Raw genomic sequence first — 21342 nt, 5'->3', positions numbered from 1 at the left:
GAAAAAACGGGCAGCGCCCGCGCCCTGCCCGTTTTATAGTCGCGATATTAAATTGTTATATTTCAGATCCTTACAAGATCATACTCGGTGTTTCAGCCGCATATGGGCCATGATCTGACCATGGTCGGAGGCCAGTTTGTTGTAGGGGGCCTCTGCATGGCTGCCGTCTGTCAGGTGATCGTTAAAGACGGAAAAATACTCCATCCCGCCAATCGCATTGGGGTTGTCAGGGTTGAAATGGCGGGACATCAGGATCTGGTCGATGCTTTCAAATACGCCGCCAAAGGCCGAAGTATAGACCATATCCCGCAGGGATTTACGCACGAACAGCTTCTCTGCACTGGTCAGGCGCACAGATTCAATCGCTTCGGTGATCTGGATGTTTTCTTCATCCGTGTAGCGGTCGTTCCGCCGCTCTGCATCATGACGGCGCATCCACGCATAATTCTTGAAGGGCCGCTCTCCGGTGATCACCGCAGATGACACTGCATGATCGCCATCATTCATATCACCCAGCACAAACACCGGATGATCCGCCTTCAACTCTGCCACGATCATTTCCCGCAGCACCGCAGCCTCGGCGGTCCGGCGCAACATGGATCGCAACTCACCCAAGGCACGACCTACCGGATCATAGTTCAGCAGGTTGGCTTCGGGCGCAAAGGGTGCACCTTCGGGACGGATAAACTCTCCCAGTTTGGATTTCAGATGGCAGTTGAACACAGTAATGACCTGCCCGTTCACCGGAATGCGCGCCTTGATCACAGGGCGGGACAGTTTTGTCAGCGTATATTGCCCCGCCTCTCCGCCGCCGATGTGGGGAAAGTCGATCGTCAGGGGAACCGGTAGTTCCTGCACGATCTGGGGTTCGTCATCAAACCCGAAACGGGACAGCATAGCCAGGCCGGGGCGGCGATTGCCCGGCTCTCCGTTGAACACATTGGGGGCAAAGAAAATGCTGTTGCTGTCGTAACCTTCGTATTTCAGCTTTTTGAAGATCGCCTTGCGGTGATACCGCTTGTCGCGGCTCGGGATCACATCCGCATTGGCCGCAGCGCCCCTTTCGTTGGTTTCCCGAACAACGGCCGACAGGGACGCGCGGTCAAAGATTTCCTGAAACCCGACAATATCCGCATTCATGGTCAGCAGCTGATCTGCCAACCAATCCTCTTTCCACGCATATTCTTCCGGCGTGTAGCTTTCAAAGCGGTAATACTCCTGATCCGGCCCGATCAGGTTTTTCACATTGAAACTGGCAATGGTAAAATCATTCGCGGGATCAGGATAACGCATCAGATGTCTCCGAATTTCGAAAGAGCCATTTCAAACACCTCTTTGTCTACATTTCCGCCCGTGGCGACAGCAATCACCGCGTCTCCGTCAATTTCATCGCCGTGGAACAGTGCAGCGGCAAGCCCCGCAGCGCCACCCGGCTCCAGCACGATGCGCAAACGGTGAAAGGCCAGAGCCATTGCGTGCAGACATTCATCCTCTGTCACAACCATTCCCGGCCCGGCTAGGCGGTTCAGGATAGGAAAGGTCAGAAGACCCGGTGTCGGGGTAATGATCGCGTCGCACAAAGAACCGGAAAGGCGCTTGTTTACGACCGGACGTCCCGCCCGCAGGGAATGGGCGTAGTCGTCGAAATCCTGCGGCTCACAGGTGCGCACCCGAAGCAGTTCGGCATATTCCTTCAGTGCAAGAGCAATCCCCGATGCCAGACCGCCACCGCCAGCCGGAACAAGCACCTCGGCATCGCGCACTTTCAGGTCTTTGGCCTGAAACACAATCTCTATTCCGGTGCTGCCTTGTCCTGCAATCACCTCGGGATCGTCATAGGGTTTGATCAGGGTCAGCGCCCCGTCAGCATTGGCTTTCTCCGCCGCTTCTTCGCGGCTTCCGGTTTCGCGGTCGTAGAAAACAACTTTCGCGCCCAGCGCCTTAGTGTTCTCAATTTTGATTTTGGGCGCATCCGACGGCATAACGATCACCGCCTTGATTTTATGCTGTGCAGCAGCCAGTGCCACACCCTGGGCGTGGTTTCCCGAAGAATAGGCGATTACCCCGTTTTTCCGCACATCTTTTGGCAGGGCGGAAATGGCGGACCAAGCGCCGCGGAATTTGAACGATCCGGTGTGTTGCAGGCATTCCGCCTTTACCAGCACCCGCCGACCTGCGATCTCATCCAGAAACGGCGAGGTCAGCATCGGCGTGCGCCGTGCATGGCCCTTTAGACGTTTTTCGGCGGCTTTTAGCATTTGAATCGTAGACATCGGCATTCCGTTCTTAGATGGGAGGGATTTTGGCCTTTCTACGGGGGATTTACACAGTTTGAAACGGCTAGTTTTTGGCGGCGATTTCGGGAATCGTTGTCAGATCGGCCAAAACCTGCTGCGGAGTCCACGGCATCCGGTCCACAGGCTCTCCCGCACGGTTCACCCAAGTGGTGTAAAACCCGTAGCCCGTGGCACAGGCCGCGTCCCAGCCGTTGGAGGACACAAACAACACCTGTTCCGGCGTAGTGCCGAACCGCTTGCCGACCAGATCATAGACCGATTTATGGGGCTTGAAGATGCCGACAGTTTCCACAGACAGCACATCATCCAGAAGATCGCCGATCCCTGCAGATTGCACCGCACCATCCAGCATTTTTGGTGATCCGTTGGACAGGATCGCCGTGTTCAGCCCCGCCTCTTTCAACTGTGCCAGCATGGCAGGCACTTCGGGATAGGCCGCCAGCTCCCAGTACAGTTGCAACAGGCGTTCGCGCAGTTCGCTGTCCCCTTGCAGGTTGTTATTCTCCAGCGCCCAGTCCAGCCCGTTTTGGGTTACATCCCAGAAATCTCCGTGGGCATCCGCCACAGCGCGCAGCCAAGTATATTGAAGTTGCTTCAGCCGCCAGTCATTGGCCAGCTTCTGCCAGCATCCCGCCAGTGCTTCGCGTCCGGCCTCCCCCGCTGCTGTGCGGGCGGCGGCGGACACGTCAAACAGGGTTCCATAGGCGTCGAAGATGGCAGTCGTGATGGTCATTAAGTTTCTCCTCTTTGCACCAGACTGGCATTTTGATCCCGTGGGGGGAAACGGTTTTTGGCAGACTGATAGGCTTGTGATAAACTATCCCATCACCCCTGCAAAAGGGCCATAATCGGAGGACACCATGACTCAAGACACTGCAACCAATCGCCACGGAGACATCGTCTGGTCCGAATTGCATCTGCGCGATATGGAGGCTCAAAAAGCGTTCTACTCGGCCGTGGCAGGATGGACGTTTGACAGCAAGCCGTTGGCCGACGGCAGCGGTGACTATGTTGTTGCGATGCAGGACGGACGTCCCATTGCGGGGTTTCTGGACATGGGCACGATGCCTCATCTAGACGGCGTACCGACCCACTGGCTGACCTATATCGGCGTGGAAGATGTGGACAAATCAGTCGCCGCCGTGGTTGCATCCGGCGGCACTTTGCACCGCCCGGTGTTTGATATTCCCGATGTAGGGCGCGTGGCGGTGATCACCGATGCAGGTGGGGCGAAACTTGCCCTGATGACGCAAGCGTCGTAAGCCCCTAGCATCGCCAGGGGCTCAAATAGCCTACAGGTTTTCCGGCTGGGCCATGCCAATCACATGATAGCCGCCATCAACATGGATGATCTCACCGGAAGTATAGGCGCCTGCGTCAGAGGCGAGGTAGACGGCGGTGCCGCCCACCGCCTCCAAAGTTGCATTAGAACGCAGAGGCGCGTTGGCCTCGGTCGCGCGGTAGGTTTTACGCGCACCACCAATCGCAGCGCCGGCCAGCGTGCGCATCGGACCCGGAGAGATCGCATTCACACGGATGCCGTCCGGTCCCAGATCATTCGCCAGATAGCGCACAGCACTTTCCAGCGCGGCTTTGGCAACACCCATCACATTGTAGTTCGGCATCACAGTTGTAGAGCCTTGGAACGTCAGGGTCAGGATCGTCCCGCCCGCCGTCATCAGCGGCGCAGCCCGCTTGGACAGATCAATCAGCGAAAAGCAGGAAATTTCCATCGAATTGGCGAAATTCGCCCGTGTGGTGTTGATGAACCGGCCGGTCAGTTCGTCCTTGTCGGAATAGGCAACCGCATGGACCAGAAAATCGAATGTGCCCCATTTTTCCTTCAGCGTTGCGAACAGCGCATCCAGTGAAGCTTCATCCGTGACATCGGCCTGCACCACAAAATCAGAGCCAACAGATTCAGCCAGCGGGATCACCCGCCGGCCAAGATTTTCTGCCTGATAGGTAAAGGCAAGCTCGGCCCCTGCTTCGGCTGCGGCTTTGGCGATGCCCCAAGCGATGGATTTGTCGTTGGCAACCCCGATAACGAGACCGCGTTTTCCTTGAAGTGGACCGCTCATGCGCTGGCTCCTAACACTCTCAGTTTTTATACTTGCTCAGCAGAATAGAGCCGTTGGTGCCGCCAAACCCGAAAGAGTTTGTCATCACCGTATCCAGCCCCGCGTTCTCCACCAGTTCGGTCGCGATTTCACCGGGATTGATGGCCGGATCGAGGTTCACCACATTGATGGACGGTGTGATGAAATCATGCTCCAGCATCAGCAGGCAGAAGATGGCTTCCATCGCGCCGGTCGCACCCTGTGCGTGACCTGTCATTGATTTGGTGGAACTGATCGGCGGTGTGCTGCCTTCGCCAAAGACACGGCGCACGGCTTCAACCTCGCCCACGTCCCCCACAGGTGTGGATGTGCCGTGTGCATTGATGTAGCTGACCTTGCGCCCTTCTGGCAGGGTGCTGACAGCCAGTTGCATGGCCCGCTCTCCACCTTCACCGGAGGGGGCAACCATGTCGTGCCCGTCGGATGTGGCGCCAAAGCCTGTGACCTCGGCATAGATTTTCGCACCGCGCGCGATGGCATGGTCCATGTCCTCCAGCACGACCATACCGCCGCCGCCGCCGATCACGAACCCGTCGCGGTCCGCGTCAAACGCACGAGAGGCCAGTTCCGGCGTATCGTTATACTTGGAGGACATCGCCCCCATCGCATCGAACAGACAGGACAGGGTCCAGTCCAGTTCCTCGCCACCGCCTGCAAACATAATGTCCTGTTTGCCCATCATGATTTGTTCGGATGCCGATCCGATACAATGCAGCGATGTGGAACAGGCCGAGGTGATCGAATAGTTGATCCCCTTGATCTTGAACGCCGTGGCAAGGTTCGCAGAAACAGTAGAGCCCATACATTTTGGCACAGCAAAAGGCCCGATCCGTTTCGGAGAGCCTTTTTCCAGAACCGTCTGGTGCGCCGTGAACATGGCCGAGGTGGACGGTCCGCCCGAACCGGCGATCAGACCGGTGCGGATGTTGGAGATTGCGTCTTCGTCCAGACCCGCATCGGCAATCGCCTGTTGCAAGGCGATATGGGCATAGGCCGAACCCGGTCCCATAAAGCGCAGGGTACGCTTGTCGATGTGCTCTGCCACATCGATGTCGACCTTGCCGTGAACCTGACTGCGAAAGCCCCGTTCGGCGTATTCAGGGGCGGCGACGATACCCGACTTCCCCGCTTTGAGAGAGGCCGTGACCTCTTCTGCGTTATTCCCGATAGAGGAAACGATACCCAGCCCTGTGACTACTACGCGACGCATGGTGCTCTCCTGTTTCTTAATGTCTTTGGTGTCGGCAGATCAGGCGTCTGACAGGCCGACTTTCATATCTGTGACCGTGTAAATCGGCTCGCCATCGGCGAAAACCTTACCATTTGCCACGCCAACCTTGATCTTGCGGTCGATCACCCGCGTGAAATCCACATGATAGGTCAGCATCTTGCGATCCGGTTTGACCATGCCTGTCAGCTTGACCTCACCAACGCCAAGCGCCATGCCGCGCCCCAGCATACCGCGCCAGCCCAGATTGAAGCCGGTCAATTGCCATAGACCATCCAGACCGAGACACCCCGGCATGATCGGATTTCCCGGAAAGTGGCAGTCAAAGAACCAGAGATCAGGTTTTATGTCGAATTCGGCAACCACATGGCCCTTGCCATGTTCTCCGCCATCAGCCGAGATTTCTGTGATCCGGTCCATCATCAGCATTGGAGGGAGGGGTAATTGCGCATTGCCCGGTCCGAACATTTCCCCGCGGGCACATGCCAGCAAGTCTTCGTATCCAAAGCTGGTGGGTCGATCTGTCATAAAGGGCCTGTCTCCGATAGTTTTTCGTTGTCGTAACCGTGGTATTACCATTGTGCGCTCAAGGCTGGCAATAGGCCACCGTTCCCGCCATATAAGCCAAATCAGCCGCCGTAAAAGGCCCGTTTTCCTTTTGCGTTTGAATTGGCGGCGTTTTAGGGGCATATTCCCTGAAAATCTATGGATTTATCCAGAGGCAGTTATGCAAGACACTACACCAACCGATACAAGCGAAAGCTTGGGCAGGGCGTGGCTTTTGAGCGCGGACGTGCGTCCGACCAAGCAACGGCTGGCTCTGGCCGAGTTGCTGGTAGGCGACGGTCGCAACCGTCACGTCACCGCCGAGAGCCTTTACGGCTCGGCCTCGGAAAACGGGGCGCAGGTTTCTCTGGCAACGGTTTATAACACGCTGCGCACCTTTTGCGATGCGGGGCTGATGAACGAGATTACCGTAGACGGCCACCGCTCCTACTTTGATACCCGCGTGGACGAACACCCCCATTACTACTGGGAAGAAAACGGCAGCGTCACCGATGCTCCTAAAAGTGCTGTGGCCTTTGCCAAGGAACCCGAAGCCCCTGAAGGCATGTCCATCGCACGTGTCGATGTCGTGATCCGCCTGACAAAAGACACCTGATCCGGTCCGCTCAGGCCGGACGCAAGTTCTGTGCCGTCAAGTAACGGCCAAGCAGGATGCGCCTTGATAGGTAGTTAGAACCACTGCCCCGGCTCCATCAGACCCAAGTCCATCAGCTGTTGCGAATTCCAACGGAACTTCTGTGACTTGGCCCATGCAAAGCTGTTCACCTCAAAGGTGGATCCGGGGTTTGACTTCAGATATTTGGCCGTGCGGAACGAACAGATCGCAATCGTAACGGAATGATGCCACGGGCATTGATAGGTGTTGTATTCCTCATCATTGAACATCTGGTCCTCGTCCATCTGCAATCCCGGCTTGGCACAGAACAGCGCAACGCGGTCGATACGGCGTTTGGCCCAAGGCAGATGTTCCTCGAACCTCCACTTCAGCCCGCCGTAGATGGACAATTGCCGCTCCATCACCTTTCCGTCTTTCCAGCGGTTCAATGCATAGTAACCCGACGCATCCAGATGGGCATCCTCCAGCGAGTAACCGTAAGGATTATTATCAAGATCGGCTGCATAAAGATCGACCACATAGGTGAAGGCTGAACTGCGGCGTTCCTCGGAAATGAAGGTTATCAATTCGTTGATGGAACGGGTCTCGCAAAAAGGGAAATGCAGATATTCACCGTTGTAGCAATAGTACAGCCAACGCCCGTCCAGTGCAGCGATGGCTTTGTTGACAGCAGACACCAGCGTTTCCTGAGTAGCCGGATCATTCTCCACATGATGGCACAGCTCGACGCAATCCGAAGGCAGCACCGTATCCTTTTGGGCCAGCAGGATGATATTCTCGAACCCGATCCGCGCATGGTGGCGGAGCGTGGCACCCAGACCGATCTCATCCTCGGCAAATACCAATGCGACCGGCCCTTTCAAGAGCGCTCCCGCCTGTTTCTTGAGGAAAGTATCCAGCGATTCTGCCTTCATAAAAACCCTGCCTGCTACCTGAATCCCGCCTTCATTCAACGAACCGGCGTTTGCGGTGCAAAATGCCGCAAACGACAGATAACCGCAAGCCTGACCGGCCGCTTGGCGCAAACCGCATTGGCTGCCTTCTTCCTTGAAATGTCTCTTGCCCCGCCTAGCTTCAATACGAAAGTGTCCAACGCTGGCCAGCAATCAGGCTAGCCCGTCTAAGGCTGGAAGGTTCAAACATGAAGCAAACTGTGGAACGTATGGATTCGGATATGATGACGCACACTACGCGGATCGTGTCCGCCTATCTGCAAGGGAACAAGGTCGATCTGGATCAGATCGCCACAGTTATGGACGTGGTTCATCAAAAAGTGACCCAGATCTATCAGAACAGCCATGGCCATGCGAATGACACCATGCCCGCCGTACCCGTCGAAGACAGCGTAACTCCTGATCACATTATCTGTCTGGAAGATGGCAAGGCGTTCAAAATGCTGAAAAAACATCTCAAGTCCAAATACGATCTCTCGCCCGAGGAATATCGCGCAAAATGGGGGCTGCCGACGGACTACCCCATGGTAGCACCAAATTACGCCGCCAAGCGGCAGGAACTTGCCAAGGCCAGTGGGCTGGGGCGGAACCGCTGAGCGAAGGCGCTTTGACCGCTAACCGTTGCCGATCGCCCGTTTTGCGTGTAGAGCCTGCGATCTGACGGGGATTTGCCCCCAATCAATCGGTGCGTGTTATGTCTGAACCCAAGAAGCTCTTTGTCAAAACCTACGGCTGCCAGATGAATGTCTATGACAGCGAACGGATGGTCTCGGCCCTAGGCGGGCAAGGATATGTAGAGACAGACACGCCCGAAGGGGCGGACATGATCCTTCTCAACACCTGCCACATTCGGGAAAAGGCCGCGGAAAAGATTTACTCCGAACTGGGGCGCTACAAACCGTTCAAGGCCGCAAATCCCGATCTGAAAATCGGGGTGGCCGGTTGTGTGGCACAGGCCGAAGGCGAGGAAATCATCCGCCGCCAGCCGATGGTCGATCTGGTTGTGGGGCCGCAGGCCTACCACCGCCTGCCGGAAATGGAAGCCAAGATCGGGCAGGTCAAAGCGCAGGTTGATACGGAATTTCCGGCAGAAGACAAATTCGACCATCTGCCCCGTGGCCCCAAAGCGCGCCGCGCGCCTTCCGCCTTTCTGACGGTTCAGGAAGGCTGTGACAAATTCTGTGCGTTTTGCGTCGTGCCTTACACACGCGGGGCGGAAGTCTCCCGTTCGGTGGAACAAATCCTTGCGGAAGCCCGTGATCTGGTGGAACGCGGCGTGGTAGAGATCAATCTGCTTGGCCAGAACGTCAACGCCTACCACGGCACCCATGACGGGCGCGAATGGGGCTTGGCACAGCTGATCCGCGAACTGGCCAAAATCGACGAATTAAAGCGCATCCGCTTTACCACCAGCCACCCCAACGACATGGATGATGACCTGATTGCCGCCCATGGCGATTGTGAAAAGCTGATGCCTTACTTGCACCTGCCGGTTCAGGCGGGCAGCGACCGGGTTCTAAAGGCGATGAACCGCAAACATACTGCCGCAGAATATCTGGCGCTGATCGAACGCATCCGCGCCGCACGGCCTGACATCGCGCTTTCCGGCGACTTTATCGTTGGCTTTCCGGGTGAAACCGAAGAGGATTTTCAGGCGACACTCGATCTGTGCCGTGAAGTGCGCTATGGTCAGGCCTATTCCTTCAAATACTCTCCCCGCCCGGGCACACCTGCCGCAGATCGCTCTCATGTAGACGAAGCAGAAAAAAACGACCGTCTTGCACGGCTACAGGCACTGCTGAGCGAACATCAGGCAGATTTCCAGAATTCGATGGTTGGCAAAACCCTACCTGTTCTGCTGGAAAAACCGGGCCGCAATCCGGGGCAGATGATCGGCAAGTCCGAATTTCTTCATGCCGTCCATATGGATGCGTCTCCTGATCAAGTGGGTAAAATCGTACAGGCCAAGGTCTTGTGGTCGGAACGCAACTCTCTCGCTGCAGAGTTGGTTTGACGCTGTAGATCGGCTGATTAAACACGTTCTGTGATCAAAGAGGATTAATGGGCATGTTTTGTTTCCAAAACTAAACCTAGTGGTTCTCATTTTTTTCTTCACAATTTATAGAAATTTGTTACCCTTACCCACAATAGGGAGAATTGCGTCATTTTGAGCGCGATCCGGCTTTTATATTCGTTGGAAGTGAAGGGAAATTGCAGTGTTTAACCGATCTGTAAAAATAGTTGTTGCAGCAGTCGGGTGTCTTGTGTTTGCGGGATCGGCCTTTGCCGACGAAGTTGTGGTTCGCAAATCCACCCAAGCCACCGGCGAAAGATACGTACCAGGCGTCTGGGTTGATCCGGACGGCTGCGAGCACTGGGTCATGGACGACGGTGTTGAAGGGTATATGACCCCGCACGTCACACGGGACGGGATTCCGGTCTGTCGTCGTGGCAACCCTTGCGCCGTGATGAACACCGACCAGCTTTTCGCAGTGGACCGCTATGCTATCAGCGCTGCGGGCCGGAACCGTCTGGCGCAATTCTTCAAGGAAGCAACAGCAACATCTTTCATCATTGACGGCCACACCGACAGCGATGCCAGCGATGCGTACAACATGCGCCTGTCTGAAAACCGCGCCCGCGCCGTTGCCAAAGTTGCGACCCAAGTCGGGAAACGGGCCCAGATCCGCTGGTACGGTGAACGTGTTCCGGTTGCGTCCAACAGAACCGCAGCGGGTAAAAAGCAGAACCGCCGCGTTGAAATCACCTGCGTGCGCTGAGGAAGGTTAGGACTATGACAATCAAGACGAGCATTCTTATTCTCGGCGCCGCTGTTGCTCTGGCGGCCTGTGACAAGCAGAACAAAACAGTGGACCGGGGCTTTGACTCCCACCCTGTCAGCGAACTGAACGCCGGCATCTGGGTTGACCCGCGAGGGTGTGACCACTGGATTATCGACGACGGCGTAGAGGGTTATCTCTCTGCGCGTCTCGACAAATACGGCAAACCTGTCTGTTCCGGCATTGCCGAACCGGGCATGGCTGTGGGCGATTTCAAAAAAGGGTCCGACCCGATTTAAGCGTCACACGACAGAACACACCAAAGACCAGCCTTCGGGCTGGTCTTTTTCGTTGGGCGCGCAGTTGAAGTGTTCAGGATTCGTGGCGGTCCAGGAGCGCACGGCCCAAGAGTTTGGCGGCATCCAAGGCGCGTGGACCCTGCAAGGACCAGACCTGGGTCAGCCCCTCAATAAGTACAAGAAGTTCGATACCTTTTTCGGGTATCCCGCAGGCAACTGCTGCTTTTTTGGCAACCTCGGCCTTGTGGCCCTCCAAAAGGTCGCGCAAGGGCAGGCTGGCCGGATAAGCGGCCACTGCGGCGTGAAAAAGACAACCGTGCGAAGTCTCTGACACCATCCACTCCCCAACCCTTGACAGGATAGTGTCAAGCGCTTCACCGGATTCCTGCGGTAAATCTGTAAACACGCGCTCAAGATACCGTTGGTGTCGGTGTTCTAAGGCTGCCAGCACCATTTGGGAGCGGGAAGGCGTATATTTGTAAAGGGTGCGCAGGCTTACGCCTGCGGCATCCCGCAAGTCTTCCACGCTCGGCTCTGCGAAGCCACGGCGCGCAAATGCACGCTCCAGCCCTGCAGAAATTTTGACCATCATATCTGACATGGTTGACGATGTAGAAGGTTTCCTCTACCCGCGCAAGTAGAGCAACCATTCTACATCGGAGTACTGCCCCCATGGCTATCCCTGAAACAATGAAAGCTGTCGTCCTGACAGGCCACGGCGGATTGGATAAACTGGAATGGCGCGAAGATGTGCCGGTCCCGAATGCCGGCGCGGGCGAGGTACTGATCCGTGTCGGCGCATCAGCGGTGAACAACACGGACGTGAACACCCGCACCGGCTGGTATTCAAAATCCGTTCGCGGCGATACCGGCTCTGCGGCCACCACAGGCTATGACGGTGCATCGGACGCTGATGGTGGCTGGTCGGGGGCGCTGGAGTTCCCGCGCATTCAGGGCGCAGACTGCTGCGGCGAAATCATCGCCGTGGGGGAAGACGTTGACCCTTCGCGGATCGGAGAGCGCGTTCTTGTCCGCCCCATGTACCACCCAAAAGGTGCAGCACCGGATTCGCTCGTGACGTTCGGATCTGAAAGGGATGGCGTTTTTGCCGAATACACTACTGTCGGTTCGGAAAATGCAGTTAAGATCGATAGCTCGTTAAACGATACGGACCTCGCTTCTTTTCCCTGTGCCTTCTCTACCGCCGAAGGGATGATCCAGCGTGCCGGAGTTGGCGCGGAACGGGTGCTTGTCACAGGCGCATCCGGCGGGGTGGGTTCTGCCGCGGTACAGCTTGCAAAACGGCGCGGCGCTCATGTAACAGCCATCACAAGCGCATCCAAAACAGCAGCCCTGAAAGCGCTTGGCGCAGATGCCACGCTGCTGCGCGACGAAGCTTTTGGCTCCGACTCTTTTGATGTGGTGCTCGATCTGGTGGGCGGCACCCGCTGGCCCGAATTGCTGGATACTCTGGCACCACATGGCCGTTATGTGACGTCCGGTGCAATTGCCGGACCGATTGTCGAGTTGGACCTGCGCACCCTTTATCTAAAGGATCTGACGCTCATCGGCAGCACACGGCAGGATCCCCGCGTGTTCAATGACCTTGTCAGCTATATTGAAGCAGGGAAAATCCGGCCTGTCGTTGCCGAAACCTATACCCTGCGGGAATTGCCCGCTGCGCAGGAAGCCTTCCTTGAAAAATCACATATGGGCAAAATTGCGATTTCGATTTCCGGATAGTCCCGAACCCGAACTTCCCCTTTTGCAGAGTACAGGTGTTTTTTTTAGCACGATCACAGCCGGTTTTTATCCATCCACTGGCCGAGCGTTTTCAACTGCGCTGCAAAACCTTCGATATCCGTGCCATTCAGGCTGTTAAAAACCTTAAAAAGGTCCGGACCGATATTCTGATAGATTGCCCCGAGCAGCCTGTCAGCCTCTGGCGTCGGACGCACCAGTTTCGAGCGTTTGTCGCTTGGGTGTGCCACGATTTCCACAAGTCCGAGGTTCTGGAACTTGCTGATGGTTTTCGTAACCGCCGGTTGCTCGACTTCCACCGCCGCAGCGATTTGGGAAATACTGTGCTCTCCCTCCAGTCGCTGTCTCGTCAGGTGATGCAGGATACTGAACTGTCCGGGCGTCAACCCGTGGGGTGCCAGCAATTCCCCCATACGGGTATTGAACAGCTTGCTGACAATAGAGAGCCATGTCGCACATTCCGCAACAATAGGGCCAGTTAACTCCGCCACGAGAGAATCCTCTTGAAATTATATTCCGCAGAATGTACATACATTCCAAGGAATACAAATGGAGATATCATGTTTCGTTCTTTTAGTCGCATTACCGGCCTGCCCTTGCCCGCACACGGGGCTTTGGCTGTCTTTTCAATTTTTTGGTTCCAGTGGACGAAAGGGAAACTTGATGCCAGCTATGCTGCTTCAAAGCATCCGGTCGATTACATGACCGGACAGACCTCCTTCAGCGGGGAGACTATCAAGGGCTATTACGCCATTATGTCCGAGGCGGGCACACTGGATATCTACACAAGAACACAGCTGATTGATTTTGCATTCATCCTCGGGTTTCTGGGAATCGGCCTGTTTGTCTGCACCCTGCTGGCACGGCTCGGCAGAGAAGGAAGTCTCGGGCGGAAGGCGGGTGTGCTGGCCGGACTATCCTTTGTGCTTGGTGGCATCAGCGACATGATCGAAAACGGATGGTCCTTCGTCATGCTTGTAAACCCGACAGGGTTTGCAGATTGGCTGGCCTTGCCCTATTCGGCCTTCGCAGTACTGAAATTCGGGCTGATCACAGCCGGTATGGCCCTGCTGTTGATATCCGTTCTCACGTCGGCCACAGGCCGGGTGCTGGGCAAAGCGAACATCGGCTAACAGGGGCTTGCATCACCTTCCCGAGAGGCCATCGCATTTTCTTGTGAATTTCCGCCTATAAGGAGAATTGACCCTTGCGGTGGACGGTGGGTTTTTGCACCATGTAGCTAATAGGTTCACGCTTTGACTTAGGAGACTTCTTTGGCGACAACCGCCCCGATGGTGCCGGACATTTCGGCCGGCGACCCCGAAAGCAATCTGATTTTCCCTGACAACCGCCTGCTGATTGATCTTTGCGGCGAATTTGACAAGAACCTCACCCAAATCGAATCCGCCCTTGGCGTGCAAATCATCCGTCGTGGCAACGAACTGGATGTGCACGGCGAAACCGATGCGGTGTTTCGTTCGCGGGAGGCCCTGCAAATGCTTTACCAGCGGCTGGAACAGGGCCGCGACGTGGAAGCGGGTGACATTGATGCCGCGATCCGTATGGGTCGGGCAGAGCAGAACACGGGAAACCGTGCAGGCGATCAGAAAGAGATGTTTCCGGGAGGCGGCTACGAAATCCGCACCCGCAAGAAAACAGTCGAACCCCGCACCGTTACACAGCGGGCCTATGTGCAGAACCTTTTCAAGAACGAACTTGTATTCGGTTTGGGACCGGCGGGCACGGGCAAGACCTATCTCGCGGTGGCGGCTGGTGTTTCCATGTTCATTGAAGGCCATGTGGATCGTATTCTTCTCAGCCGTCCGGCGGTAGAAGCAGGCGAGCGTCTGGGTTTTCTGCCCGGCGACATGAAGGACAAGGTCGATCCCTACATGCAGCCGCTTTATGATGCGCTGAACGATTTCCTGCCAGCCAAACAGGTGGCCAAACTGATCGAAGAAAAACGGATTGAAATTGCCCCGCTTGCGTTCATGCGTGGCCGCACCCTGTCCAATTCCTTTATCGTGCTGGACGAAGCGCAAAATGCCACGACCATGCAGATGAAAATGTTCCTGACGCGCATGGGTGAAGGCAGCCATATGGCGATCACCGGTGACACCACACAGGTTGACCTGCCCCGCGGCGTCCCGAGCGGACTGGTCGAGGCGGAAAGGGTGTTGCAAGGCGTCAAGGGTGTCGGAATGACCAAGTTCAAGGCCGAAGACGTGGTTCGTCACCCGATGGTGGCACGGATCATCCAAGCCTATGACAAACACGCCAAGACCGGCGGCTGACCCGTGCCCGCAAGTATTGATGTCCTGATAGAGGACGAACGCTGGAACGACGTGCCGCTCACCCGTTTATGCAACCGTGCGATCGGTGCGGTTTTTGCCGAGCGCGGGCTGTCAGGCAAGGGTTACGAGGTTTCGGTGCTCGCCTGTGATGATGCACGGATCGCCGAACTGAACGCGGAATTTCGCGGCAAACCGGCCCCGACCAATGTTCTGTCATGGCCTGCGTTTGAACTCGCTCCGCTGGTTGAAGGCGACGAGCCCGCCCCCCCGCCTGACATTCTGACCAACCCGATGGACAGCGAACTGGGCGACATTGCCGTGTCTTATGACACCTGCCTGAAAGAAGCCGAGGCCGGAAAACTTGAATTTGAAGACCACCTGACCCATCTGTTGGCACATTCGTGTCTGCATTTACTTGGTTTCGATCATGAAACCGATGCAGATGCAGCACGGATGGAAGGTTTGGAGACGAAGATACTTGCATCTTTGGGCATTGCAGACCCATATTAACCCCGCGCCGCTTTTCAGGCGCGTTTTTCGGATAGGAGCCATGGGCGACACAATCGACGGATCTTCTGGGGCAGCGCCTGGCGCGCAGTCCGAGGATCAGGACCAGACAGGCGGCTTTTTCAAGCGCCTCTTTTCCGGGACAAAATCCCCGGACCTTATTGAAACACCGGAAACACTGGAACAATCCAACCTGCCCACGGGTGATTTGCGCAACTTGCAATTCATGCGGCTGGAAGATGTTGCCGTGCCCCGTGCGGATGTGACCGCCGTTTCCCAGGACATCGAGCTGAACGAGCTTGTAAAGGTGTTCAAGGAAAGCGGTTATTCACGGTTGCCGGTCTATAAGGACCAGCTCGACAATCCTGTCGGCTTTATCCACCTGAAAGATTTCGCCCTGAAATACGGGTTTAACGGTACCGGCAGGGATTTTGCGATCAAACCGATGCTGCGACCGTTGCTCTTCGCTCCACCCTCAATGGCCATCGGTGTGTTGTTGCAGAAAATGCAGGCAGACCGGATTCACATGGCTCTCGTCATCGACGAGTATGGCGGGGTAGATGGACTGTTAACGATCGAGGATCTGGTGGAAACCGTGCTCGGGGAAATCGTCGACGAACATGACACCGAAGAGGATGTCATGTGGGCAGAGGAAAAACCCGGCGTCTATCTTGCGCAGTCCCGCGCTTCCCTGTCGGAGTTCGAACAGATGCTCGATATGGGATCTCTTGCAGATGATGACGGCGAGGAAATCGATACGCTTGGCGGCCTTGTTTTCATGCTGACGGGCCGCGTTCCGGCAAAAGGGGAAATCATCCCCCACCCGAGCGGCATCGAATTCGAGATCATCGATGCAGATCCCCGCCGGATCAAACGCCTGCGTGTGACCCGCGACCCTGCACGTGTCTAAACCCTTGGGCAAGTGGCAGTCTCAGGCGCTGATCCTGTGTGCCGGGCTGTTGCTGGCCTTGGGGCAGGCCCCGTTTTCCTTCCCGATTGGTGTCGTTGTCGGGTTGCCCGTACTGGGGGGCTTATTGCTGCGCACACCAAACTGGCTCTCGGGCTTCCGGCTCGGCTGGCTGGCGGGTACAGCGTATTTTGCGGGCTCCATGTTCTGGATTGTGGAACCTTTCTTTGTCGAGCCCGAAGTTTACGGCTGGATGGCCCCGTTCGCCCTGCTGTTTCTGGCGGTGGGTTTGGGGCTGTTCTGGGGGCTCGGATTTGGTGTCGCCGCACAATTCACCGGAAAGGCGCGACTTATGGCGCTGGTAGCGAGCCTGACGCTGGCAGAATTCCTGCGCGCCCATGTATTCACCGGCTTTCCCTGGGGCTTGCTGGCCTATGTGTGGTCGGATACGCCAGTGTTCCAACTTCTCGCCTTTGTGGGTCCACATGGTCTGGGAATGCTGACGCTTGCCATTGGCGTGCTGCCCTTATTGTGGTCGAACCGCTGGCTTCGGGGCGCAACTCTGGTCGGTGCGCTGCTGGCCGTCTGGGGAATTGGCGCGGCGCGGCTGCCGGATGATCCGGTCCCTCTTCGCGATGTTACCCTGCGGCTGGTACAACCCAACGCAGAACAACGCCTGAAATGGCACCCCGATCACGTGGCCCGCTTCTTCCAGCGCAGCCTGTCCCTGTCCGCCGGATTTAACGCGCCGGTGGATGTGGTGATCTGGCCCGAAACCGCCCTGCCCTTTGCCTACGGCGAACACCCGCGCGGCATGGAAATGGTGCGCGCCGCCGTGCAGGACACACAGTTCATTGGCGGCATCCAGCGCCCTGACGGGCTGGAGCTTTATAACACGCTGATCCATCTGGACAGAAATGGTGATGTAGCCGCGACCTATGACAAGCATCACCTTGTTCCCTTTGGCGAATATGTGCCAATGGCCGATATTGCTGCAAAGTTCGGCATCTATGGCTTGGCTGCAAAAGATGGCACCGGCTTTGCCTCAGGTGACGGTGCGCGCGTGATCGACCTGCCGGGCCTGCCACCCTACCTGCCCATGATATGCTACGAAGCAATCTTTCCGGGTTATGCCCAAGTGCAGGGTCAGCGTCCTGAATGGCTACTTCACATCACCAATGATGCTTGGTTTGGCAGCTTTTCCGGCCCCTACCAACATCTTGTCCAGGCCCGCGCCCGTGCGGTGGAACAGGGGCTGCCACTGGCCCGCGCTGCCAATACCGGCGTTTCTGCCATGATCGATCCTTACGGACAGGTGTTACAGGCGCTGGCGCTCAATACAGACGGCTTTGCTGACGTGAGACTGACAGAACCGCTTGCGCCGACGCTTTACAGCCGGTTCGGAGAGCGACTTTGGATCGCACTGGCACTTTTGTTGCTAGCCGGCGCTGCGCTGAAACGCCCCCGCGCACAAGAACGTGAATCCTCTAATAGGCATTGACCTCCTCAACGCCCCCCCATAGACCTTTTGGAATGAATGTCACAACGGCTTCCTGACGTGGCAAATTCTTTCAAACTGGAGCACTACATGTCCCGAAATAACTACCTTTTTACCTCGGAGTCCGTTTCCGAGGGCCATCCCGATAAAATTTGTGACCGTATTTCAGATGCAATTCTCGACGCTCTGCTGAGCGAGGAAGAAATGGCCCGTGTGGCCTGTGAAACTTTTGCGACCACCAACCGCGTTGTCATCGGCGGTGAGGTCGGGCTGGCTTCCAAGGATAAACTTGCCGGGGTCATGGAAAGCGTTGACGGTATCGTGCGCGACTGTGTGAAGAAGATCGGCTATGAACAAGACGGCTTTCACTGGGAAACCGTTGAGATCGACAATCTGCTGCACGAACAATCCGCCCATATCGCCCAAGGTGTCGACAAAGACGGCGCAGGTGATCAGGGTATCATGTTCGGCTATGCCTGTTCGGAAACCCCCGAACTCATGCCTGCGCCGATTCACTACAGCCACGCAGTTCTGCGCGATCTGGCAGAAGCACGCCACTCTGGCGCCACCCCGCAACTTGGTCCGGACGCGAAATCCCAACTCTCCGTGAAATACGTAGATGGCAAACCTGTCGGCGTAACCTCCATCGTGCTCTCGACCCAGCATCTCGATGACTCCATGTCTTCGGCGGATGTGCGCGATGTAGTTGAACCCTATATCCGCAAAACCCTGCCAGACGGGTGGATTTCACCTGAAACGGAATGGCACGTAAACCCGACAGGAAAATTTGTCATTGGCGGGCCGGACGGGGATGCGGGCCTGACAGGACGCAAGATCATTGTAGACACCTATGGCGGCGCAGCGCCGCACGGTGGCGGCGCGTTTTCAGGCAAAGACCCGACCAAGGTAGACCGTTCTGCGGCCTATGCTGCGCGCTATCTGGCGAAAAACGTGGTTGCTGCGGGTCTTGCGAAACGCTGTACCCTGCAACTGTCATACGCTATCGGCGTTGCCAAACCGCTGTCGATCTATTGTGACACCCACGGCACCGGCGAAGTACCCGAAGCTGAAATCGAAAAGGCTGTGGCACAGGCAATGGACCTGACACCGCGGGGCATTATCGAGCATCTGCAACTGCGCCGCCCGATTTACCAGCGCACGGCTGCTTACGGCCACTTCGGCCGCGCCGCGACCGAAGACGGCGGTTTCAGCTGGGAGCGCACCGACCTGACCGACGCTCTGAAAAGCGCCGTTTAAACCGCGACTTCGCAGCCTTCGGGCAACAGAAGCAAAAGACAGGCTCCGGATTGCGTCCGGAGCCTTTTTGTTTTATCGCCCCTCCCATGAGAGAAAAACACGTATCCGGCGCCCCGTGGCGCAACTTCTACGGGCGCACCAAGGGCAAGGGCCTGCACCAGTCCCACGAACGCTATCTGGCGGAAGATCTGGAGGGGCTGGCCCCGAAAGGTGTGACATGGGAAGAAAACCCCGACCGTACACCGCTGGACCTGAAAGCCCTGTTCGGCGCGCGTCCGGTCTGGCTGGAAGTCGGCTTTGGCGGTGGCGAGCACGTGGTGCATCAGGCCGCCAGCAATCCCGATGTGGGGATCATCGGTTGCGAACCTTACATCAATGGCGTTGCCACCCTGCTGGGCAAGATCCGCAAGGCCGGTGTGACCAATCTGGCGGTGCATCCCGGTGATGCGCGAGACATGATGGACGTGTTGCCCGAAGGCTCGATCGAGCGGGCCTTTCTGCTCTATCCCGATCCGTGGCCGAAGAAACGCCACCACCGCCGCCGCTTTGTGACACCGGAACATCTGGACCCTCTCGCAAAATGCCTGAAGTCCGGTGCGATTTTCCGCGTTGCCACGGATATTCCCGATTATGTGCGCCAGACGATGGAGCAAATGATGAACCGGGACGATTTCGAGTGGCTGGCCGAAGGTCCGGAGGACTGGCGCAAACCGTGGTCGGACTGGATTTCCACCCGCTACGAACAAAAAGCCCTGCGCGAAGGCCGCACGCCCCATTACATGACCTTCCGCAAACTCTGACAGTGGCGCAAAGCCGGCCCTGCGGCTTTTGCGCTTTGCCGGTTTCCAATTCTAGACCTTGTATCCACTGTGCGATATAGGCTGGAAAAAGAACTCACAAAGGTGATCCGCATGTCAGGCCACGGCGCCCCAATCCCGATGACATCCCGCAAGTCAGGCCCCCTGAAAGGGTCTGCTGTTATTCCCGGTGACAAATCCGTGTCCCACCGGTCGTTTATCCTCGGGGCGCTTTCGGTGGGAGAGACCAAGATAACCGGCCTGCTGGAAGGTCAGGATGTTCTGGACACAGGCAAGGCGATGGCAGCTTTCGGGGCGGAAGTAACGCGCACCGGCGAACAGGCGTGGTCTGTGCATGGTGTCGGCGTTGGCGGGTTTGCCGAACCGGATGACGTGATTGATTGCGGCAATGCAGGGACCGGTGTGCGGCTGATCATGGGGGCCATGGCCACCACTCCGATCAATGCCACCTTTACCGGCGATGCCAGCCTGCGGTCCCGTCCGATGGGCCGGATCACCGAGCCGCTGTCCCTGTTCGGTGCGCAGGCGGTCGGGCGTCAGAACGGCTTTCTGCCACTGACACTGGTGGGCGCAAAAAATCCGGTTCCGGTGCGCTATACCAGCCCCCATGCCTCGGCACAGATCAAATCCGCGGTGCTGCTGGCAGGCCTGAACACGCCGGGCGAGACAGTTTTGATCGAAAAAGAGGCGACCCGCGACCACTCGGAACGGATGCTGCGCGGCTTTGGCGCACAGATCGAAACAGTAAAAACGGACGAGGGGTATGAGATCACTCTTCAGGGCCAGCCGGAACTAAAGGCGCAGACAATTGCTGTGCCACGCGATCCGAGTTCTGCCGCCTTTCCAGTCTGCGCGGCGCTGATCGTCGAAGGATCAGAGGTGCTATTGCCCAATATCGGGCTGAACCCGACCCGTGCAGGGCTGCTGGATACACTGGTGGAAATGGGTGCGGACATTGCCTTTGAAAACCGCCGCGAAGAAGGCGGAGAACCCGTGGCAGACCTGCGGGTGAAAGCCTCCGGTCTTACAGGCATCGAAGTCCCCCCTGCCCGCGCGCCCAGCATGATCGACGAATACCCGATCCTGTCTGTCGTGGCAGCCTTTGCCAAGGGCAAGACCGTTATGCGCGGTATTGCCGAACTGCGTGTCAAGGAATGCGACCGCATTGACGCAATGGCCCGCGGGCTGGAAGCCATGGGTGTCACGGTGGAAGAGGGGCCGGACTATATGATCGTTCACGGGATGGAAGGCGACGTGCCGGGTGGTGGAACCGCCAAAACATTCCTGGATCACCGGATCGCCATGTCCTTTCTGTGTCTCGGAATGGCCAGCGCCAAACCGGTTTGCATTGACGACGGGGGCGCGATTGCAACAAGCTTCCCGATTTTTGAAGATTTGATGAACAATCTCGGGGCGGCGATTTCACGCGACTGACTGAAC

24 protein-coding genes and 1 riboswitch are annotated in these 21342 nt (G+C 56.9%); of the genes, 15 read left to right on the top strand and 9 right to left on the bottom strand.

Annotated features, from left to right (window positions below; translation table 11 throughout):
• Window positions 1-78: 78 nt before the first annotated feature.
• The 3 genes from C0U40_RS03470 to C0U40_RS03460 all read right to left on the bottom strand — a co-directional run bounded on the left by C0U40_RS03470 (window position 79) and on the right by C0U40_RS03460 (window position 3030).
• Window positions 79-1293, bottom strand: a complete 1215-nt coding sequence (locus C0U40_RS03470; protein WP_101654329.1) for an endonuclease/exonuclease/phosphatase family protein — start codon at window positions 1291-1293, stop codon at window positions 79-81.
• Window positions 1293-2273 carry a threonine ammonia-lyase gene (locus tag C0U40_RS03465; protein ID WP_101654328.1) on the bottom strand — a complete coding sequence of 327 codons (981 nt, stop codon included), beginning with the start codon at window positions 2271-2273 and terminating at the stop codon, window positions 1293-1295. The genes C0U40_RS03470 and C0U40_RS03465 overlap by 1 nt, the downstream gene beginning before the upstream one ends.
• Window positions 2274-2340: 67 nt before the next feature.
• Window positions 2341-3030, bottom strand: a complete 690-nt coding sequence (locus C0U40_RS03460; protein WP_101654327.1) for a haloacid dehalogenase type II — start codon at window positions 3028-3030, stop codon at window positions 2341-2343.
• Between the two features lie 127 nt (window positions 3031-3157).
• Between C0U40_RS03460 and C0U40_RS03455 the strand changes: the two genes are divergently transcribed.
• Window positions 3158-3559 carry a VOC family protein gene (locus C0U40_RS03455; RefSeq protein WP_101654326.1) on the top strand — a complete coding sequence of 134 codons (402 nt, stop codon included), beginning with the start codon at window positions 3158-3160 and terminating at the stop codon, window positions 3557-3559.
• Window positions 3560-3589: 30 nt separating this feature from the next.
• On the opposite strand, the gene C0U40_RS03450 is transcribed toward C0U40_RS03455, so the two are convergent.
• From C0U40_RS03450 to fabA, 3 genes are read right to left on the bottom strand one after another with little or no spacing between them, the layout of a single operon-like run.
• Window positions 3590-4378: an enoyl-ACP reductase FabI gene (locus C0U40_RS03450; RefSeq protein WP_101654325.1), complete on the bottom strand. Its 789-nt coding sequence runs from the start codon at window positions 4376-4378 to the stop codon at window positions 3590-3592.
• Window positions 4379-4397: 19 nt separating this feature from the next.
• Window positions 4398-5627: a beta-ketoacyl-ACP synthase I gene (gene fabB / locus C0U40_RS03445; RefSeq protein ID WP_101654324.1), complete on the bottom strand. Its 1230-nt coding sequence runs from the start codon at window positions 5625-5627 to the stop codon at window positions 4398-4400.
• A 39-nt stretch (window positions 5628-5666) separates the two neighbouring features.
• Window positions 5667-6173 (bottom strand): bifunctional 3-hydroxydecanoyl-ACP dehydratase/trans-2-decenoyl-ACP isomerase, encoded by a 507-nt coding sequence (fabA, locus tag C0U40_RS03440; protein ID WP_101654323.1) that lies wholly within the window; start codon window positions 6171-6173, stop codon window positions 5667-5669.
• 199 nt (window positions 6174-6372) lie between these two features.
• Here fabA and irr point away from each other — a divergent pair, with 199 nt between their 5' ends.
• Window positions 6373-6807 carry a Fur family transcriptional regulator Irr gene (irr, locus tag C0U40_RS03435; RefSeq protein ID WP_101654322.1) on the top strand — a complete coding sequence of 145 codons (435 nt, stop codon included), beginning with the start codon at window positions 6373-6375 and terminating at the stop codon, window positions 6805-6807.
• 74 nt (window positions 6808-6881) lie between these two features.
• Here the strand turns inward: irr and C0U40_RS03430 are convergent, their stop codons facing one another.
• Complete coding sequence (locus tag C0U40_RS03430; protein WP_101654806.1) at window positions 6882-7742, bottom strand: glycosyltransferase family 2 protein; 861 nt, start codon at window positions 7740-7742, stop codon at window positions 6882-6884.
• 260 nt (window positions 7743-8002) lie between these two features.
• Here C0U40_RS03430 and C0U40_RS03425 point away from each other — a divergent pair, with 260 nt between their 5' ends.
• The 4 genes from C0U40_RS03425 (at window position 8003) to C0U40_RS03410 (ending at window position 10860) form a co-directional block, all read left to right on the top strand.
• The gene (locus C0U40_RS03425) at window positions 8003-8377 is read left to right on the top strand and encodes a MucR family transcriptional regulator (protein WP_101654805.1); all 375 of its coding nucleotides are present in this window, start codon (window positions 8003-8005) and stop codon (window positions 8375-8377) included.
• 98 nt (window positions 8378-8475) lie between these two features.
• Window positions 8476-9795 (top strand): tRNA (N6-isopentenyl adenosine(37)-C2)-methylthiotransferase MiaB, encoded by a 1320-nt coding sequence (gene miaB, locus C0U40_RS03420; RefSeq protein ID WP_101654321.1) that lies wholly within the window; start codon window positions 8476-8478, stop codon window positions 9793-9795.
• A gap of 202 nt (window positions 9796-9997) precedes the next feature.
• A complete protein-coding gene (locus tag C0U40_RS03415; protein ID WP_435673778.1) occupies window positions 9998-10561 on the top strand; it encodes an OmpA family protein in 564 nt (187 codons plus the stop codon).
• 14 nt (window positions 10562-10575) lie between these two features.
• Complete coding sequence (locus C0U40_RS03410; protein ID WP_180957604.1) at window positions 10576-10860, top strand: hypothetical protein; 285 nt, start codon at window positions 10576-10578, stop codon at window positions 10858-10860.
• 73 nt (window positions 10861-10933) lie between these two features.
• Here C0U40_RS03410 and C0U40_RS03405 read toward each other — a convergent pair whose 3' ends face one another.
• Window positions 10934-11452, bottom strand: coding sequence for a TetR/AcrR family transcriptional regulator (locus C0U40_RS03405; RefSeq protein WP_286134757.1), 519 nt, complete (start codon window positions 11450-11452; stop codon window positions 10934-10936).
• 80 nt (window positions 11453-11532) lie between these two features.
• Between C0U40_RS03405 and C0U40_RS03400 the strand changes: the two genes are divergently transcribed.
• Entirely contained in the window at window positions 11533-12603 is a 1071-nt protein-coding gene (locus tag C0U40_RS03400) for an alcohol dehydrogenase family protein (protein WP_101654319.1), read from the top strand.
• A gap of 53 nt (window positions 12604-12656) precedes the next feature.
• Here C0U40_RS03400 and C0U40_RS03395 read toward each other — a convergent pair whose 3' ends face one another.
• Window positions 12657-13112, bottom strand: coding sequence for a MarR family winged helix-turn-helix transcriptional regulator (locus tag C0U40_RS03395; protein ID WP_101654318.1), 456 nt, complete (start codon window positions 13110-13112; stop codon window positions 12657-12659).
• Window positions 13113-13181: 69 nt separating this feature from the next.
• Here C0U40_RS03395 and C0U40_RS03390 point away from each other — a divergent pair, with 69 nt between their 5' ends.
• The 8 genes from C0U40_RS03390 to aroA all read left to right on the top strand — a co-directional run bounded on the left by C0U40_RS03390 (window position 13182) and on the right by aroA (window position 21336).
• Window positions 13182-13754 carry a hypothetical protein gene (locus tag C0U40_RS03390; protein WP_101654317.1) on the top strand — a complete coding sequence of 191 codons (573 nt, stop codon included), beginning with the start codon at window positions 13182-13184 and terminating at the stop codon, window positions 13752-13754.
• 159 nt (window positions 13755-13913) lie between these two features.
• A complete protein-coding gene (locus tag C0U40_RS03385) occupies window positions 13914-14915 on the top strand; it encodes a PhoH family protein (RefSeq protein WP_101654801.1) in 1002 nt (333 codons plus the stop codon).
• Between the two features lie 3 nt (window positions 14916-14918).
• Window positions 14919-15425 (top strand): rRNA maturation RNase YbeY, encoded by a 507-nt coding sequence (gene ybeY / locus C0U40_RS03380; protein ID WP_286134756.1) that lies wholly within the window; start codon window positions 14919-14921, stop codon window positions 15423-15425.
• A gap of 40 nt (window positions 15426-15465) precedes the next feature.
• On the top strand, window positions 15466-16332 hold the full coding sequence (locus C0U40_RS03375; protein WP_101654316.1) for a hemolysin family protein: 867 nt from the start codon (window positions 15466-15468) through the stop codon (window positions 16330-16332).
• The gene (gene lnt / locus C0U40_RS03370; RefSeq protein ID WP_286134755.1) at window positions 16325-17830 is read left to right on the top strand and encodes an apolipoprotein N-acyltransferase; all 1506 of its coding nucleotides are present in this window, start codon (window positions 16325-16327) and stop codon (window positions 17828-17830) included. The genes C0U40_RS03375 and lnt overlap by 8 nt, the downstream gene beginning before the upstream one ends.
• Window positions 17831-17863: 33 nt before the next feature.
• A riboswitch (SAM-SAH riboswitch) is annotated at window positions 17864-17913 on the top strand.
• Between the two features lie 4 nt (window positions 17914-17917).
• Window positions 17918-19084 (top strand): methionine adenosyltransferase, encoded by a 1167-nt coding sequence (metK, locus tag C0U40_RS03365; RefSeq protein ID WP_101654314.1) that lies wholly within the window; start codon window positions 17918-17920, stop codon window positions 19082-19084.
• A gap of 86 nt (window positions 19085-19170) precedes the next feature.
• Window positions 19171-19884 carry a tRNA (guanosine(46)-N7)-methyltransferase TrmB gene (gene trmB, locus C0U40_RS03360; protein ID WP_101654313.1) on the top strand — a complete coding sequence of 238 codons (714 nt, stop codon included), beginning with the start codon at window positions 19171-19173 and terminating at the stop codon, window positions 19882-19884.
• A gap of 111 nt (window positions 19885-19995) precedes the next feature.
• A complete protein-coding gene (aroA, locus tag C0U40_RS03355) occupies window positions 19996-21336 on the top strand; it encodes a 3-phosphoshikimate 1-carboxyvinyltransferase (protein ID WP_101654312.1) in 1341 nt (446 codons plus the stop codon).
• Window positions 21337-21342: the final 6 nt, after the last annotated feature.

It is taken from the genome of Neptunicoccus cionae (assembly GCF_002860325.1).
Classification (GTDB): domain Bacteria; phylum Pseudomonadota; class Alphaproteobacteria; order Rhodobacterales; family Rhodobacteraceae; genus Amylibacter; species Amylibacter lutimaris.
This window is presented reverse-complemented; position numbering and strand designations above follow the sequence as displayed.

Bases quoted from the DNA above. Each gene is read 5' to 3' on its own strand.
- C0U40_RS03470 (WP_101654329.1), bottom strand. From the start codon at position 1,293: ATGCGTTATCCTGATCCCGCGAATGATTTTACCATTGCCAGTTTCAAT.
- C0U40_RS03465 (WP_101654328.1), bottom strand. From the start codon at position 2,273: ATGTCTACGATTCAAATGCTAAAAGCCGCCGAAAAACGTCTAAAGGGC.
- C0U40_RS03460 (WP_101654327.1), bottom strand. From the start codon at position 3,030: ATGACCATCACGACTGCCATCTTCGACGCCTATGGAACCCTGTTTGAC.
- C0U40_RS03455 (WP_101654326.1), top strand. From the start codon at position 3,158: ATGACTCAAGACACTGCAACCAATCGCCACGGAGACATCGTCTGGTCC.
- C0U40_RS03450 (WP_101654325.1), bottom strand. From the start codon at position 4,378: ATGAGCGGTCCACTTCAAGGAAAACGCGGTCTCGTTATCGGGGTTGCC.
- fabB (WP_101654324.1), bottom strand. From the start codon at position 5,627: ATGCGTCGCGTAGTAGTCACAGGGCTGGGTATCGTTTCCTCTATCGGG.
- fabA (WP_101654323.1), bottom strand. From the start codon at position 6,173: ATGACAGATCGACCCACCAGCTTTGGATACGAAGACTTGCTGGCATGT.
- irr (WP_101654322.1), top strand. From the start codon at position 6,373: ATGCAAGACACTACACCAACCGATACAAGCGAAAGCTTGGGCAGGGCG.
- C0U40_RS03430 (WP_101654806.1), bottom strand. From the start codon at position 7,742: ATGAAGGCAGAATCGCTGGATACTTTCCTCAAGAAACAGGCGGGAGCG.
- C0U40_RS03425 (WP_101654805.1), top strand. From the start codon at position 8,003: ATGATGACGCACACTACGCGGATCGTGTCCGCCTATCTGCAAGGGAAC.
- miaB (WP_101654321.1), top strand. From the start codon at position 8,476: ATGTCTGAACCCAAGAAGCTCTTTGTCAAAACCTACGGCTGCCAGATG.
- C0U40_RS03410 (WP_180957604.1), top strand. From the start codon at position 10,576: ATGACAATCAAGACGAGCATTCTTATTCTCGGCGCCGCTGTTGCTCTG.
- C0U40_RS03405 (WP_286134757.1), bottom strand. From the start codon at position 11,452: ATGATGGTCAAAATTTCTGCAGGGCTGGAGCGTGCATTTGCGCGCCGT.
- C0U40_RS03400 (WP_101654319.1), top strand. From the start codon at position 11,533: ATGGCTATCCCTGAAACAATGAAAGCTGTCGTCCTGACAGGCCACGGC.
- C0U40_RS03390 (WP_101654317.1), top strand. From the start codon at position 13,182: ATGTTTCGTTCTTTTAGTCGCATTACCGGCCTGCCCTTGCCCGCACAC.
- C0U40_RS03385 (WP_101654801.1), top strand. From the start codon at position 13,914: ATGGTGCCGGACATTTCGGCCGGCGACCCCGAAAGCAATCTGATTTTC.
- C0U40_RS03375 (WP_101654316.1), top strand. From the start codon at position 15,466: ATGGGCGACACAATCGACGGATCTTCTGGGGCAGCGCCTGGCGCGCAG.
- metK (WP_101654314.1), top strand. From the start codon at position 17,918: ATGTCCCGAAATAACTACCTTTTTACCTCGGAGTCCGTTTCCGAGGGC.
- trmB (WP_101654313.1), top strand. From the start codon at position 19,171: ATGAGAGAAAAACACGTATCCGGCGCCCCGTGGCGCAACTTCTACGGG.
- aroA (WP_101654312.1), top strand. From the start codon at position 19,996: ATGTCAGGCCACGGCGCCCCAATCCCGATGACATCCCGCAAGTCAGGC.